The 15324-nt window shown below is 69.5% G+C and carries 12 protein-coding genes; 7 read left to right on the forward strand and 5 right to left on the reverse strand.

The features are described from left to right. The first annotated feature begins 6 nt into the window (after positions 1 to 6). The 4 genes from M4960_RS07315 (at position 7) to M4960_RS07330 (ending at position 6000) form a co-directional block, all read left to right on the forward strand. Positions 7 to 1473, forward strand: coding sequence for an SDR family NAD(P)-dependent oxidoreductase (locus tag M4960_RS07315; RefSeq protein WP_131847126.1), 1467 nt, complete (start codon positions 7 to 9; stop codon positions 1471 to 1473). A gap of 55 nt (positions 1474 to 1528) precedes the next feature. Beyond that, the gene (locus M4960_RS19660) at positions 1529 to 4261 is read left to right on the forward strand and encodes an AAA family ATPase (RefSeq protein WP_248703884.1); all 2733 of its coding nucleotides are present in this window, start codon (positions 1529 to 1531) and stop codon (positions 4259 to 4261) included. Between the two features lie 138 nt (positions 4262 to 4399). After that, positions 4400 to 5116: an alpha/beta fold hydrolase gene (locus M4960_RS07325; RefSeq protein WP_185094300.1), complete on the forward strand. Its 717-nt coding sequence runs from the start codon at positions 4400 to 4402 to the stop codon at positions 5114 to 5116. A gap of 47 nt (positions 5117 to 5163) precedes the next feature. Then, the gene (locus M4960_RS07330; protein ID WP_123939359.1) at positions 5164 to 6000 is read left to right on the forward strand and encodes an alpha/beta fold hydrolase; all 837 of its coding nucleotides are present in this window, start codon (positions 5164 to 5166) and stop codon (positions 5998 to 6000) included. A 122-nt stretch (positions 6001 to 6122) separates the two neighbouring features. Here M4960_RS07330 and M4960_RS07335 read toward each other — a convergent pair whose 3' ends face one another. Both M4960_RS07335 and M4960_RS19665 read right to left on the reverse strand, forming a co-directional pair. Then, positions 6123 to 6557, reverse strand: a complete 435-nt coding sequence (locus tag M4960_RS07335; RefSeq protein WP_248703885.1) for a hypothetical protein — start codon at positions 6555 to 6557, stop codon at positions 6123 to 6125. 82 nt (positions 6558 to 6639) lie between these two features. Then, positions 6640 to 7818, reverse strand: coding sequence for a GDSL-type esterase/lipase family protein (locus M4960_RS19665; RefSeq protein ID WP_248703886.1), 1179 nt, complete (start codon positions 7816 to 7818; stop codon positions 6640 to 6642). A gap of 90 nt (positions 7819 to 7908) precedes the next feature. Between M4960_RS19665 and M4960_RS07345 the strand changes: the two genes are divergently transcribed. Further along, the gene (locus M4960_RS07345) at positions 7909 to 9402 is read left to right on the forward strand and encodes a family 20 glycosylhydrolase (RefSeq protein ID WP_248703887.1); all 1494 of its coding nucleotides are present in this window, start codon (positions 7909 to 7911) and stop codon (positions 9400 to 9402) included. A gap of 47 nt (positions 9403 to 9449) precedes the next feature. Here M4960_RS07345 and M4960_RS07350 read toward each other — a convergent pair whose 3' ends face one another. Continuing rightward, on the reverse strand, positions 9450 to 10391 hold the full coding sequence (locus M4960_RS07350; RefSeq protein WP_248703888.1) for a LysR family transcriptional regulator: 942 nt from the start codon (positions 10389 to 10391) through the stop codon (positions 9450 to 9452). A gap of 119 nt (positions 10392 to 10510) precedes the next feature. Here M4960_RS07350 and M4960_RS07355 point away from each other — a divergent pair, with 119 nt between their 5' ends. Together M4960_RS07355 and M4960_RS07360 are read left to right on the forward strand one after the other, a co-directional pair. Further along, positions 10511 to 11470 carry a putative oxygenase MesX gene (locus M4960_RS07355; protein WP_248703889.1) on the forward strand — a complete coding sequence of 320 codons (960 nt, stop codon included), beginning with the start codon at positions 10511 to 10513 and terminating at the stop codon, positions 11468 to 11470. A gap of 32 nt (positions 11471 to 11502) precedes the next feature. Then, positions 11503 to 12552, forward strand: coding sequence for a methionine synthase (locus M4960_RS07360; protein WP_248703890.1), 1050 nt, complete (start codon positions 11503 to 11505; stop codon positions 12550 to 12552). A 129-nt stretch (positions 12553 to 12681) separates the two neighbouring features. On the opposite strand, the gene M4960_RS07365 is transcribed toward M4960_RS07360, so the two are convergent. Both M4960_RS07365 and M4960_RS07370 read right to left on the reverse strand, forming a co-directional pair. After that, on the reverse strand, positions 12682 to 13080 hold the full coding sequence (locus M4960_RS07365) for a hypothetical protein (protein ID WP_248703891.1): 399 nt from the start codon (positions 13078 to 13080) through the stop codon (positions 12682 to 12684). A gap of 145 nt (positions 13081 to 13225) precedes the next feature. After that, entirely contained in the window at positions 13226 to 15112 is a 1887-nt protein-coding gene (locus tag M4960_RS07370; protein ID WP_248703892.1) for an alpha/beta hydrolase, read from the reverse strand. Positions 15113 to 15324 lie beyond the last annotated feature (212 nt).

Raw genomic sequence — 15324 nt, forward strand, 5'->3', positions numbered from 1 at the left:
TCCCGTGTGATCTCCGAGCACCCCGAACCCAGCGGCATCCTCCCCGAGGACCTCGACGCCACACTCCGGGTGCTCGAGCAGATGAGCGACATCGACGAGACGCACCCCGACTTCGTGCGGGTGCGCCAGGCCACGGCGAAGATGTTCAAGGCCGTGAAGCGGGCGCACCGGCTCGAGAAGCGCGCGGTCATCGCCGAGGCCGACCGCCTCGTGATCGCCGCCACCGCGACCGGAGCCGCCGACCGGATCGACGACGAGACCCGCGGGGTCCCGATCAGCACCTCGACGACGGCGTCCACCGCCGGCACCCTGCTGAAGTCCCGCCCCTGCTACATGTGCAAGCAGCAGTACACGGTCGTGGACGCGTTCTACCACCAGCTGTGCCCCTCGTGCGCGGCGATGAGCCACGCGAAGCGTGATGCCCGGACCGACCTGACCGGCAAGCGGGCGCTGCTGACCGGTGGCCGCGCGAAGATCGGCATGTACATCGCGCTCCGCCTGCTGCGCGACGGCGCCCACACGACCATCACGACGCGGTTCCCCCGCGACGCCGTGCGCCGGTTCACGAGCCTGCCGGACTCCGCCGACTGGATCTCGCGCCTCAAGGTCGTCGGCATCGACCTGCGTGACCCGGCCCAGGTCATCGGTCTCGCCGAGGACGTCGCCGCTGCCGGCCCGCTCGACATCCTGATCAACAACGCGACGCAGACCGTCCGCCGGTCGCCCGGCGCGTACCAGCCCCTCGTCGACGCCGAACTCGCGCCGCTGCCGGACGGCCCGCTGCCCGAGCTCGTGACCTTCGGGCACACGAACGACCAGCACCCGCAGGCGCTCGCCCGGTCGGTCACGGCGCACCCGATCCTCGCGGCCGCCGCAGCCAGGGCCGACGAACTGACCGAGCAGGCCATGGCTCCGGGGTCGAGCTCGCTCGAGCGTCTGGCCATGGGCACCGCGATCGACGCTGGTGGCCTCGTGCCCGACCTGCACGACGTGAACTCGTGGACGCAGGCCGTCGACGAGGTCGACCCGCTCGAGATGCTCGAGGTCCAGCTCGCGAACACCACCGCGCCGTTCATCCTGATCTCGAAGCTCCGTCCCGCGATGGCGGCGAGCGAGGCGCACCGCACCTACGTGGTGAACGTCAGCGCGATGGAGGGTGTGTTCGGCCGCGCCTACAAGGGACCGGGGCACCCGCACACGAACATGGCGAAGGCTGCCGTGAACATGCTCACCCGCACGAGTGCGCAGGAGATGTTCGAGACCGACCGCATCCTGATGACGAGCGTCGACACCGGGTGGATCACCGACGAGCGACCGCACCCGACGAAGGTCCGGCTGGCGGAGGAGGGCTTCCACGCGCCGCTCGACCTCGTCGACGGGGCTGCTCGCGTGTACGACCCGATCGTGCGGGGCGAGGCGGGCGAGGACGTGTTCGGCGTGTTCCTGAAGGACTACAAGCCGAGTTCCTGGTGAGCTCGGCGGCCGGAGCCGCTTCACTCCGGTCCAGCAGCGCTGCCATACTGACGACGTGACGAAGGCGCAGCCCGTCATCGGGCGTGAGCGGGAGACCTCGGCTCTCCGAGACGCGGTCGGTCACGTGAGCAGCGGTGGTTCCGCGTTCGTGATCGACGGCGAAGCGGGCATCGGCAAGTCGTCGCTGGTCGCCGACGTGCTCGAGCACGCGAGCCGCCGCGGCCTGCGGACACTCACGACGACCGGCACCCTCGCTGAGTCGGCGGAGCCGTACTCAGCGCTCCACATGCTCCTGTACCCGTTGCGCGGCGGCATCGCGAACCTGCCGTCGCCGCAGCGACGGGCGTTGGACGTCGCGTTCGGGGTCGCCACGGGAATCCAGCCGTCGCCGCTCCTCGCCGGACTCGCCGCGCTGACCCTGCTCTCGGACGCGGCGGCCGAACGTCCGCTCCTGATCGTCGCCGAGGACCTGCACTGGATGGATGCACCCTCCGAGTGGGCGCTCCGCATGATGGCCCGTCGCGTCGGCGAGGACCCGGTCGTCATCGTCATGACCACGCGGAACACCGATGCAGTGGAGAACCCGGGCATCCGACGCCTGCACCTCCGTCCACTCGACCAGTCCGCTGCCGACGAACTGCTCGACGGAGTGCCTGGAGCACCGACGGGGCAAGCGCGACGCGACCTCGTGCTCCGCGCCGAGGGCAACCCCCTGGCACTGCACGAGCTCGGCCGGTCAACTGCGGCGGCCGAGCGCACGCGGGAACGACCCGTCGTCGGACGGGTTGAGCAGGAGTTCGCGGATCGGTACACGGAGCTCGACCAAGGGGTCCGGTTGGCGATCCTCGCCGTGGCACTGTCCGGCGGCACCGTCGCCGAGGAAGCCGCCCGAGTCGCCGCACGCGCAATCGGCAGGTTCCCGACGCCGACCTGGACCGAGCAGGCATCAGCGGCCTCGCTCCTCGAGTGGGTCGCACCCCGTGCAATCCGGTTCCGGCACCCGCTCGTGCAGTCGGCGGTCCTGTCGGTGGCGTCACCGCCGGAGCGCACCGCTGTCCTCCGGTCGCTCGTGCTCGAGCACCAGGACGACCCGGCACGGACCATCTGGTGGCGCGCCGAGCTCGCCACCGGTCACGACGATCCCCTCGCGGACGAGATCGCCGCGCTCGGCGACGAACGGACCGCGATGTCCGACACCTTCGTCGCGAGCCGGGCGTACGAGCGTGCCGCCGAGCTGACGTCGGACGTGGCCCGACGCGTCGAGCGACGCATCGTCGCGGCGGAACTCGCCGGGCTGTCCGGCAGGACCTCAGACGCGTCGCTCTTGGTGCAACAGGCTCGCGACGAGGCGCCTCCCGGGTTGCTCGCGGCGCGCGCAGCGTGGGTCGCCGAGACCCTGCCCACTGGTCGGACGGGCCTGGCAGTCGGCGACCTCGGACCGGCGCTCCACGCCGTCTCCGAGATGCAGCTGGCAGGCGGGGTCGAACACGCCACCGCCGCACTGCTCCACCTGGCCGCGATCGCCTGGGACCACACTGCCGAGGCGGACCCGGGCGACCCGATGCTCGTCGTCGTCGAAGCCCTCGCGCTTCCAGAGGACGACCCGCGGTCGATCCTGCTTGCCGCCCGGACCGAGCCGCTGGCCCGGGGCGATCGTGTGCTGGAGCTCGCGTTGGCGGCGGCGCCCGCGGCCCTGGACGAAGAGACAGCGTGGCTCCTCGGGTACGCGCTCAACCTCGTGGGCGAGATCGACACGGCTCGTGTCCTGCTCGACCGTGCCCTCGCGAGCATGCAGACGCGTGGCGAGTTGCGGACGTTCCCGCAGGCCCTCATGGGGACCTCGATGACCACGTACCTCGCCGGAGACGTCGCCCGGGCGCGCGCCCTCGCGCAGCAGGCCGCGTTGCTCGGACGGGACTTGGGCGACGCCGGGTTCTCCGCCGCGGCGCGGTGCGCGCTCGCCTGGTTCGACGCCCTCGAGGGCGAACAGCCCGACACCGAGCGGATCGCCGGCGGGACCGAGGCGGGCGCGCAGGTGCTCCGCTCGAGTGCGATGCGCGCAACGCTGCTCGGCGCGACCGGATTGGCGCACCTGGTCTCCGGCCGGGCAGCGGACGCACTCGAGCCCCTGCGACGTCTCTTCGACCCCGACGACGACGCGTTCAACCCGACCTTCGCCGTGCTGACCTCCCACGACTACGTCGATGCCGCGTTGGAGTCCGGCAACCGACCGGACGCCGAGCAGCGGTTGGCGGACCTCGAGCGGCTCCACGAGCGGTGGCACGCTCCCCTGGTGCGCACGGCCGTCCACTCCGCCCGGACCGCGCTCCTGTCGGACGACGACCTCGAGTCGGCGTGGGCGACCCTGCAGCACGATCGCTGGCCGGTCCCGTACGTGCAAGCGCGAGCGCTCCTCCGACTCGGTCGCCGTCTGCGTCGCGCAGGGCGGAGCACCACCGCCCGAGCAGTCCTGCACGCAGCCCTCGACCTGTTCGAGGCGATGCCCGCACCGATCTGGGCAGAGCGGACACGAGACGCCATCCGGGCCACGGGCGAGCGCCTGCCGACGACGGGGCAACGCAGCATCGACCTGCTCACCCCGCAGGAGCTCCGGGTCTGCACGCTCGCAGCCCAGGGCCTGAGCAACCGCGCCATCGGCGAACACCTCTTCGTCTCCCCCAGGACGGTGGGCGCCCACCTGTACGCGGCGTTCCAGAAGCTCGGCGTCTCGACCAGGCAGCAGCTGCCGTCGGTCCTGGCACCCGGGGCGACCGCGGCGGACGGCTAAGTCACACGACGCCACATCTCGGTCATCGTGACCGATGTGCACCGCCGGCCCGCGGCCCTAGCGTCACGGACGGAAGCAGACGCTTCCACCACCGACGGAGGTCCACGGCACCGGCTGCGGACCGGGACGGACCGCACCGTGACCGAATCGCCCACCATCGTGCTCATCCACGGAGCCTTCGCCGACGCCGCCAGCTGGGCGCCCGTCACGAAGCTCCTCCTCGATCAGGGGCACGAGGTCCTCGTTCCGCCCGTGTTCAACCGCAGCCTGTCCGGCGACGCGGCCTACATCAAGTCGTTCGTCGAGCAGATCGACGGACCGGTCCTGCTCGCCGGGCACTCCTACGGCGGCGCGATCCTCACCGTCGCAGGCATCGCCGAGAACGTCGTCGGGCTCGTGTTCGTCGCCGCCTACGCGCTCGAGGAGGGCGAGAGCCTCGGCGCCCTCCAGGGCGGGTTCCCCGACAGCGACCTCGCGGCGAACCTCGTCTACGCGCCCTACCCCGTCGACGGCGCCGAGCCCGGCACCGACGTCTCGGTGGCCATCGACGCCTTCCCCGCGGTCTTCGCGGGCGGCCTCGACCTCGAGAAGGCCAAGGTCCTCGCAGTGTCGCAGCGCCCGCTGTCCGCGGTTGCGTTCGGCGAACCCGCATCCGTCGCGGCGTGGAAGACCAAGCCGTCCTGGGGCATCGTCTCCAGCGCCGACCACACCATCAACCCGGACGTCGAGCGTTTCGGCTACCAGCGCGCCGGGGTCCGCAAGGTGGTCGAGATCGACGGACCACACCTGGTGATGCAGACGCACCCCGCCGAGGTCGCGGCCTTCATCACGGACGCCATCGCCGAACTCGGCTGACCACCCACCGACCACCACAACCGAACACCAGCCACAGGAGACCGACCATGGGTTACGTGACCACCGACGACGGTGCAGAGATCTACTTCAAGGACTGGGGCAACGCCGATGCGCAGCCGATCGTGTTCCACCACGGCTGGCCGCTGTCCTCCGACGACTGGGACGCGCAGATGCTGTACTTCCTGGCCGAGGGCTTCCGCGTGATCGCGAGCGACCGACGGGGTCACGGGCGCTCCTCGCAGATCGGCACCGGCCACGACATGGACCACTACGCCAGCGACGTGTCCGCCGTCGTCGAGCACCTCGATCTGCACGACGCGATCCACATCGGACACTCCACCGGTGGTGGCCAGGTCGCCCGCTACGTCGCGAAGTACGGTCAGCCGCAGGGCCGGGTCGCCAAGGCCGTCCTCGTGTCCGCCGTGCCGCCCCTGATGGTGAAGACCGACGCGAACCCCGAGGGCACGGACATCGCGGTCTTCGACGGGTTCCGCCAGGCACTCGCCGCCAACCGCGCCGAGTTCTTCCAGGCCGTCGCCTCCGGCCCGTTCTACGGCTTCAACCGAGACGGCGTGACGCCGTCCGAGCCGGTCATCGCCAACTGGTGGCGTCAGGGCATGACGGGCAGTGCCGTCGCGCACTACGAGGGCATCAAAGCGTTCTCGGAGACGGACCAGACCGAGGACCTGCGCGCGATCACCGTGCCCGTCCTCGTCCTGCAGGGCGACGACGACCAGGTCGTGCCCTACGCGGACGCCTCGCTGAAGCAGGCCGAACTCCTCGGCGACTCGACCTTGAAGGTCTACGAGGGCTACCCGCACGGCATGCTGACGACCCACGCGGACGTCATCAACCCCGACATCCTCGCGTTCATCCGCGGCTGACGTCGCTGACGCTGCGTTCGCAGCGACCCGGACTGGAGGCGCGGTACAGGTGAGTCGATCGACTCACCTGCACCGCGCCTCCAGTCCGTTGCCCACCGTGCGTCAGCGGACCGGCCGGCGGTTCAGAACAGGTAGCCGCCGGACGCGACGTCCGTGACGAACTCAGCGACGACGAAGGCCGCCAGGAGGCCGGCGAGCGTGCCCAGAGCGGCGAAGGACCCCGGCTGCCACCGGCGCCGACGGGCGACGACCCAGCACGTCCCGACGACGGCGATGACACCCGACACGAGCGGATACGCGATGAGGACGATCGAACTCGCGTCGTAGTTGCAGTTCCTCGCGGTGCCCGTGCACCCGACGAAGGCCATCTGGCTGAGCACGACCCAGAACCAGGCGAGGGGCGCGGCGACGTAGGTGACGGCCAGCGTGACAGCGGTCACGACGAGGTCGATCGCGCCGGGCTTCGTCGGGACGCGCGGTGTCCGAGGCTGCGCTCGCGCCGGGCGGAGGTACGCGTCCTCATCGGGGCCGAACCACTGGTTGCGCTGCTCCCCCATGCGCTCACGGTAGTGGATCGTCGCACCACTCCGGGGATGCCTCGGTCCAGGGCTCGACGGCCGCACGGAGCAGCTCCGCCCCTCAGCCGCCCTCGTGCGCAGCCAGGGTGGCGAGTACGAGCTTCGTGATCCGACGCTGCCCCTCGTCGTTCGGGTGGATGCCGTCCGTCGAGTAGATCCCCGTCCCGGACGTGTCGGCCTCGGGGAAGGTGTCAGCCATGCTGACGTACGCGGCACCGCCCTTCGCCGCGGCACGCTTGATCTCGGCGAGGTAGCTCGACCACGGCTCCGCCATGCCGTCCGTCATGCTCGAAGCCGGCGTGAACTCGCCGATCACGAGCAGCGAGGGCTTCGTGGGCAGCGCCGCGAGCGTCTCGAGGAACGCCACGTACTGGGCGCCGAGCTCGTCGGGTGTGAGGTTCGCCGCGTCGTTGCCACCCAGAGTGATGGTGATGAGGTCCGGAGCAGCACGACGCATCGCCGTCAGGAAGCCCTCTTTGTCCTTCGTGAACGTCGCGATCGTCGATCCCGAGTGCGCGGAGTCGTAGCGGTGGATGCCCGCGTCCCGGTCACCGTCGTAGATCGTGAACCCCAGCAAGGAGAACGGCGCGACGGCGGTGACGGTCACCGTGTGCTCCCCGCTCGACAGTCCGTCCACCTTCGTGATCGTCCCGGTACTGGCAGTCCCGGTCGTGGCGACGGTCGTCGGTGCAGCTCCGTCGACGCTGTAGGTGAAGTCACCGGACCCGGGGTAGCGCGCCCACCAGATGTCGACCCCGGTGCCCGTGAAGCCGTAGCTCCGCGAGGCGCCCGCCTGCATGCCGACCGATCGGTAGCCGAGGTCGGGGGTGGTGATGTCGAACTGGCTCTCCCCCGTGCGCGCCGTCGCCCAGTCACCCCAGGTCGAGTCCGGTGCGTACACGGCGAACTGCGCCGGGAGGTACCCGGCCCCTCCGGTGACCCCGTCCGTCGGGTGCTCCGTGCGCAGCTGGTCGAGCGTGAGGTCCATCCACCGGGTGGAGCGTGACGAGGCGCCCTGCCCCTCGGTGATCGAGTCCCCCAGGGCGACCCAGTTCGCGGGCGCCTCGGTCCGGTCGGCCACGGCGGCGTTCCAGGTCGCGAGCGGCTCGGCGACCTCCGGGGTCTTTTCCGCGGAGCACCCCGTCGCGACGATCGACACGAGTGCGACGACCAGGCCGGCGACGAGCCGCGGCGCCCCTCGACGCCGACCGCGATCGGTGGTGCGCTCGTGGCCGTTCACGTTGTCTCCCCTGGGTGGGATGTGGTCCGCGACCGGGCGCCGGGTCGGGCAATGCTAACCGCGCAACCCTGGTGAACTACCGTCGTCTCCGTGCCCTCCTCCACCGGGACTCCGGACCCGACTGCCGGTCCAACGACCGCGCCGCACTCCGTCAGACGGACCATCGCGGTCGGTCTGGCGATCGCCGTGTCGGCAGCAGCGCTGGTCGGCATCGATGCGGTCGTCGGATCAGCGAACACCGCAGCGTCGCCGGTGACGGTCACCAAGGTCACCGCAGCGTCCACCGCCACCTCGACCGGCAGCGCCGTCCGGACCACCCTCAAGGTCACGAACACCACCTCGGTGCGGAAGCCGGCTTCGTCCGCCTGGCTCTCCCTGTCGACCGGCACCAAGAAGTACTCGCTCGGCCGGGTCGCGGTGAAGCCACTCGCCCCGGGCTCGAGCACGACGGTCAGCGCGGTCCGCACGACGCCTTCCCGTGCCGCGGCCGGGAAGTACTCGGTGCTCGCCTGCGTGGGTGCGTACTCCGGGCAGCACTGCCGCACGTCTGCTTCGACCGTCACCACCAAGCCGACGTCCCGACCACGTCCCCAGACCGGCGTGATGCTCGACGTCGCTCGCGCCTACTACCCCGTGGCACTGATCAAGCGGTACATCGACCTGCTCGCCGACGACGGCGGCCGCTTCCTGCACCTGCACCTCACCGATGACCAGAACGTCGGGATCGAGAGCAAGGTTCTCGGCCAGACCCTCGCGAACGCCGATCTCGACCACGGCGTCTACACGAGCCGCGTGACCGGCCGTCCGTTCCTCAGCGCCGCACAGGCACGCACGATCGCCGACTACGCGGCGAAACGGCGCATTGCGATCGTGCCCGAGATCGACACTCCCGGCCACATGGCGGCCGCCTTCGCCCTGCTCGAGGCGCAACACGGCACGAAGTGGGTCGATCGCATCCGTTCCGGCGAGAGCGAGCTCGACCCGTCGGCGCCCGGCAGTCTCGCGCTGGCGACGAAGCTGTACGCCGAGGTGCAGCGGACGTTCCCGTCCAGCCGCACCGTGCACATCGGTGGGGACGAATGGGGCGGCGACGTCACCGCCGCCCAACGCGTCGCGTGGATGAACGCGATGGCGGCCGCGCTCGGCAACCGCGAGGTGTGGGCCTGGAACGACGGGATCGATCGCGCTGCGGTCGGGCGACTGGATCCGCGCATCCACGTCACGTACTGGAGCTTCGACGGTGACACCGAGGACGCAGCCGAGCGTCGCGAACGCCGAGCGCAACGGGCCAGTGCGGTCGACCTGCAGCAGGCCGGGATCGACCTGCTCAACTACAACTCGTACTACCTGTACGAGGTGCCGACCGACCTCGACCCGGCCGACAGCGAGTACACCGTCGCCGATCTCCGCGAGCACTGGTCGCTCCGGACGTGGGACGGCGACTCCGGGGCCCGTCTCGCTGCTCCGATGTCGGGCGCGGCCGTCGCGATCTGGGGCGAGGACCTCGACAGCCCACCCGCTGACGCGCTCCTGCGGTGGAGCGCGCCGCACGTGAAGGCGATGATCGAGACCGCAGCCTCCTGACGGACGCATGTCGTGCCTCCAGGCCGACCGCCGGAACCGCCGCCTGCCTACCCCAGCGGCTCCACGCCGTAACTGGTGACCACCGCGCGCAACTCGTCCAGGTACGTCTGCGCCTGCACGGTGAGCGGAACCGAGGCGTGCGCGATCCAGCCGATCTCGATGCGTTCGTCGACATCGAGGGGGATGGCGACGATCTCGGGATCGAGGTCGTCGCTGATGAGCCCGGTCGAGATCGTGTACCCGCCGAGGCCGATCATGAGGTTGAAGATCGTCGCCCGGTCCGACACACGGATCTCCCGCTTGCTCGACATCGTCGACAGGATCTCCTCCGCCAGGTAGAAGGAGTTGTTCGCGCCCTGGTCGAACGTCAGCCGAGGCAGGTCGGCGAGGTCCTCGAGCGTCGCACGCTCCCGTGACGCGATCGGGTTCCGCCGGGCCACGAAGATGTGCGGCTCGGCGACGAACAGCGGCGTGAAGACGACCCCGGCGTCCCGCAGCAGCTTGCCGAGCACCTGCTTGTTGAAGTCGTTGCGGTAGAGGATGCCCACCTCGCTCCGCAGCGTGCGGACGTCCTCGATGATGTCCCAGGTGCGTGTCTCGCGCAGCGAGAACTCGTACTCGTCTGCCGCCGCGCCCTCGACCATGCGGACGAAGGCCTCCACGGCGAACGAGTAGTGCTGGGAGGACACCCCGAGCAGCCGACGCGACCGCTGCCGGCCGACGTAGCGCTGCTCGAGCAGGGAGACCTGCTCGACGACCTGCCGGGCGTACCCGAGGAACTCGACACCGTCGACGGTGAGGACGACCCCTCGGGCCGAGCGGACGAAGAGGGGGCGCCCGATCCGGGTCTCGAGGTCCTTCATCGCCGCGGACATCGTCGGCTGCGACACGTAGAGCAGATCGGCGGCGGCGCTGATCGAGCCCTCGGTCGCGACCTCGATGAAGTACCGGAGCTGCTGCAGGGTGATGTCGTTCGAGACACGAGCCATAGGCCGAGGCTATACCGCTGCATAGCGTCTCGGTATTACCTGATGGCCTGCGGTTCCCGTCATGATCGACGTACCCCTTCCCCAGTGCCCTCGGGCGCTCGACGAACAGATTGCCGACCATGGCGAACGACCTCACCTTCAGCATCACCCGGACCCGGTTCGACGAGGACTACTCCCCCGCCGACAGCTCCCGGCTGACCACGAACTTCGCCAACCTGGCGCGCGGCGAGCACCGTCAGCAGAACCTCCGTGCTGCGCTCGCGATGATCGACGGGCGTACGAACGACCTCTTGGCTGCCGGGGACCGATACCGACTGCAGCTCGACATCGTCTCGGCCGCACTGGCGTTCTCCGACGGTGGAGCGGACGCCGAGTTCCCGCTGCTCGAGATGCTCGACGTCACGATCGTCGACCAGCACACCGGCGAGCACCACCACGGCATCCTCGGCAACAACTTCTCGTCGTACCTGCGCGACTACGACTTCTCGGTGCTGCTGCCGTCATCGCCGGGCTTGCCGTCTGACTTCGGGGCGTTGCACGGGGCCCTCTTCCAGCGCTTCCTGGAGTCGTCCGCGTTCCGCTCGGACTTCAGCGCCGAGCCCGTCGTCTGCATCAGCGTCTCGACGAGCCAGACCTACCGCCAGACCGGGTACGTCCACCCCGTCCTCGGCGCCGAGTACGACCACGAGCACTCCTCGCTCACCGACGACTACTTCGGCCGGATGGGCATGCGGGTCCGGTACTTCCAGCCCGCCGGAGCATCGGCCCCGCTCGCGTTCTACACGCGCGGCGACCTGACCGGGGACTACACGGACCTCCAGCTCATCGGCACGATCGCCACCATGGAGACGTTCCAGAAGATCTACCGCCCGGAGATCTACGCCGCGAACACCCCGGCCGGCAGCACCTACCGCCCCACCCTCGACCACACCGACTTCACGCCCATCCCGGTCACCTACGACCGTGAGGAGCGCAGCCGCCTCGGGATCACCCAGGGTCGGTGGACCGAGGAGCACCTCGTGACGCCGCACCACGCGCTCCTCTCGCGTTTCGCTGCCGACGCCGCCGTTTCCCTCTGACCTCGTTCCCTCCTGACAGGACCCGCACCCGCATGACGTCCCTCCTCCCCACCTCGATCGTCGGCAGCCTGCCGAAGCCGTCCTGGCTCGCCGAGCCCGAAAAGCTCTGGTCCCCCTGGAACCTGCAGGGCGCAGCACTCACCGAGGGCAAGCAGGACGCACTCCGTTCCGCCGTGCACGAGCAGGAGCGCCGCGGCATCGACATCGTCAGCGACGGCGAGCAGACCCGCCAGCACTTCGTCACGACGTTCATCGAGCACCTGGACGGCGTCGACCTGGAGCGCAAGGAGACCGTCCGGATCCGTGACCGGTACGACGCAGCCGTGCCGACCGTCGTCGGCGCCGTGAGTCGCCGGAAGCCGGTGTTCGTCGAGGACGCGAAGTTCCTGCGCGCGCAGACCGACCGGCCGATCAAGTGGGCGCTCCCCGGCCCGATGACCATGATCGACACCCTCTCCGACCAGCACTACAAGAGCCGCGAGAAGCTGGCGTGGGAGTTCGCCACGATCCTCAACCAAGAGGCCCGCGAGCTCCAGGACGCCGGCGTCGACATCATCCAGTTCGACGAACCCGCCTTCACCGTCTTCCACGACGAGGTGCAGGACTGGGGCGTGGCCGCACTCGAACGCGCCACCGCGGGCCTGCGCGCCGAGACCGCCGTGCACATCTGTTACGGCTACGGCATCGAGGCGAACAACAAGTGGAAGGAGACGCTCGGGGCCGAGTGGCGGCAGTACGAGCAGTCGTTCCCGCTCCTGCAGCAGTCATCGATCGACATCGTCTCGCTGGAGTGCATCCACTCCCACGTTCCCCTCGACCTCGTCGAGCTCATCCGCGGGAAGAAGGTCATGCTCGGGGCGATCGACGTCGCGACCGAGACCGTGGAGACCCCGGAAGAGGTCGCGGAGGTGCTGCGGCGGGCGCTCGAGTTCGTTGATGCCGACAAGCTCATCCCGAGCTCGAACTGCGGGATGGCTCCCCTCGCTCGTGGGGCCGCGCTGGACAAGCTCGGTGCGCTGTCCGCTGGGGCGGACATCGTGCGGGCCGAGCTCGTCGGCACGGCGGTGCCGGCTGCGCGCTAGCGTCCAGGTCCGACCGGACGGCTCGCCTCGGCTACGGGGCGGGCCGTCTTCCATGTCGCGCCCGGTAGAGGCTCGCGTCTCGGGCCGGTTTGGAGGCGCGGCTCGGTTCCGGTGGTCAGGTCGCGGCCGTCACTCCTGACTGTCGAGGCTCATCTTCTCGAAGTCCCCAGCGATGCACTGCGAGCTGCCGTCGATCGTGTACCCGCGGGGATCCGCACGGAAGTCGGAGGAGCTCACCGGGCCGCCCCTGCCCCGGACGCCGAGGATCGGGTCCTCGCCGCCGGTCTGGTACCGCTCGGTCGTGACCCCGAGCTCCTTCCAGTGCTGCTCCACCGCCTCGACGTCAGCCTTCGGGTTAGCGCTCGCGGAGCGGACCATGGCGTAGACGTACTGGATGCCCCCTTGCCCAAGACCCCGGCCGCACTTCCCGAGCCCCGGACCGTCGCTGATTTCCCAGCCAACACCGACCACGTCGGTCGAACCCTCGACGAACGTGACGATGGACTGCTTCGCTTCTTTCGTGTTCATGCCAGACCCTTCGCTGCAACCAGTGAGAACGGCGACAGCGAGCAGCACGGCTCCTGTCGCCCGGAGGACGGAGACGGCTTTCGCCCGTGGTGGTTTCATCTGGGAGTTCCTTCCAGATCACTTTGCTTCCGCGAAATCGGCATGATCAGTTCGTCAATCGTTCGGGCTGTCCGGTCGTGGCGTACGCGACGTTCTGCAACGACTGCGTGTCTTCATCGAGGTAACCGCCGCCGTACCAGGTGTGCACGCCGTGGTCGCGGACGGGCTTGAGGCCGGGCGCCCCGTCAGCGCCAAAGCTCGTCGCGCCGAACTCCGGAGCAGTCGGATCCTGATGATGGTCAGAGCTGAAGTCACGCCCGACCGCCGCCCATTCGTCGCCACTCCAGTGTTCGATGATCGGCTTCACCACTTCTGCCTGCCCCGCGTACACCGCATCCGCGTGGATTTCGTCTGCTTCGTGGATGCTGTCCGGGATCCCAGCCGAAGCGATGGTGGTGAACGAATCCACGTGCACGCCCTCGGTCGTGAGCGCGTAGGACGCGGTCGTGGTGCCGTAGGAGTGTCCGAGGACGTTGACCGTCGGCATGGTACCGGCTCTCGTCGCGTCGAGGCCCTTGATCGACGCGGCCAGCTTCTCGCCGCCGGCCTTCGCGTAGTCGCTGCCGAACACGGCGGTGCTCGCCGGCGGGACGGGCGGTGCTTCGTACCCCATCCACGCGACGACGGCATTCGTGGTGCCGCGTCCTGCGGGAGCGGCCTTTGCCTGCTCGCCGTAGACGTTCTGAGCGGCATCCGCCCAATCGGTCATGCTGCCCGTGCTCGATCCCATCCCCGGCACCGCCCAGGTGACGTTCGTGGCTTCGTCGAGATCTCCGATGGACACCGCAGCCAGGGGCGGATGGTCTGCGCTGAGTACCGTGAGGCTTCGCTGGCCCTTGCGGCCGTTGGGGTTGAGTGATGCCTTGATCGATTCGAGTGCGGAAAGGTCTTCGGCGTTCTTGCGCGCCTCCGCGCTGTAGATGCGGTCCGGGCGGCCAAGGTCGTCCAGGAACTTCTTCGCGGAGGCGATCCGGCGGTCGAGTACAGCGACGTTCGCAGCTCCGCGCGCCCAGTACGGCGCCCCTTCGAGATTCCCCAGAGCGGTCAGCACCGAGGTCGGGAGGAGTGCGAGGTCCGCAGCGTCCGCCCTCGTCAGACCGAGATCCGCCCACATCGCCGCGACCTGGGTCGGGGTCAAGTCGTCGGCGAAGAGCCGCTGAACATCGCGGACGAGCTCGTCGTCGGTCGCCTTGTCGATCCTGGCGTTCGCCAGCGATCCGCCACTCCCGGCTTGCTCGAACGCGTCCGCGATGCGGTCAATCCATGCGGCATCGGCTCTGTTCTCCTCGAGGAAGCGATCGAATCCAGTCACGAAGGTGCACCCCTCGATCGGCACCCAGGAACACGAAGCGGTGAACGCAGTCCATGCACTGGCGAGCGTTGCGGCCTTTGACTCGGCAGCCGCGTCGTTCGCCCGGCTGACGATACTGAAGTCGCGCAGTCGTGCCGGGTCCGCCGAGCTTCGACCGTGTCCCGTGCCACCTCCGGACCGCCTGCGTTCCCGAGGCGCGAACGCCGCATGGATCGACGGTGGTCGGACCGCAACCTCCGACGGTTTCGGCGCACGGATCGCGACTGGGGGCACAGTGGTGGTGGCGAGCAGGGAGGTCGCTGCGGCGTGCTGGCGTTCGCGTTCGGCTTCGTTCCAAGCATCGAGTGCGTCCAGCCGTTCCTCCTCAGCCTGCGCGGAGGACTTGGCGTCGCGCACCTGACCGACGAGGTCATCCAGGACGGACGCCAACTTGCCCCGGTCGGTCGACTCAGTCGAGGCGGACTCGGTGAACCGGTCCGCGTAGGACCCGGAAAAGTCAGCCGCTGCTTCCTCGACGGCGGACCGACGAGCCCCCGACTGAGCGCGGAGCTCGTCCTTCGCCGACGTGGCCGCTCTGACGACGGCGTCTGCCGCCGCTGCGTCGAACTCGATCTTCCCCATGACGTCCCCCTCAGGCCCACCCCGGTCCGAACGCTGACTCTACCCGAAGCAGGGCCAAAGCGTGTATTTCACACAACAGTGGGACTTCGGGGGCATCGTTGAAATTCCAGGCGCACCCGCGCCATCTGCGGAAGCAGACATCGTGGGAGCCGAACTCGTCGACACGGCGCTCCCGTCGGCCCACTGATCACCGCGGTACACCCCGGCGGACC

Source organism: Curtobacterium sp. MWU13-2055 (assembly GCF_023242305.1).
GTDB lineage: Bacteria > Actinomycetota > Actinomycetes > Actinomycetales > Microbacteriaceae > Curtobacterium.

What these genes read in the sequence shown, in the direction of transcription:
- M4960_RS07370 (WP_248703892.1), bottom strand. Translation starts at nt 15,112, where the DNA reads ATGGGGAAGATCGAGTTCGACGCAGCGGCGGCAGACGCCGTCGTCAGA.
- M4960_RS07365 (WP_248703891.1), bottom strand. Translation starts at nt 13,080, where the DNA reads ATGAACACGAAAGAAGCGAAGCAGTCCATCGTCACGTTCGTCGAGGGT.
- M4960_RS07355 (WP_248703889.1), top strand. Translation starts at nt 10,511, where the DNA reads ATGGCGAACGACCTCACCTTCAGCATCACCCGGACCCGGTTCGACGAG.
- M4960_RS07335 (WP_248703885.1), bottom strand. Translation starts at nt 6,557, where the DNA reads ATGGGGGAGCAGCGCAACCAGTGGTTCGGCCCCGATGAGGACGCGTAC.
- M4960_RS07350 (WP_248703888.1), bottom strand. Translation starts at nt 10,391, where the DNA reads ATGGCTCGTGTCTCGAACGACATCACCCTGCAGCAGCTCCGGTACTTC.
- M4960_RS07360 (WP_248703890.1), top strand. Translation starts at nt 11,503, where the DNA reads ATGACGTCCCTCCTCCCCACCTCGATCGTCGGCAGCCTGCCGAAGCCG.
- M4960_RS07330 (WP_123939359.1), top strand. Translation starts at nt 5,164, where the DNA reads ATGGGTTACGTGACCACCGACGACGGTGCAGAGATCTACTTCAAGGAC.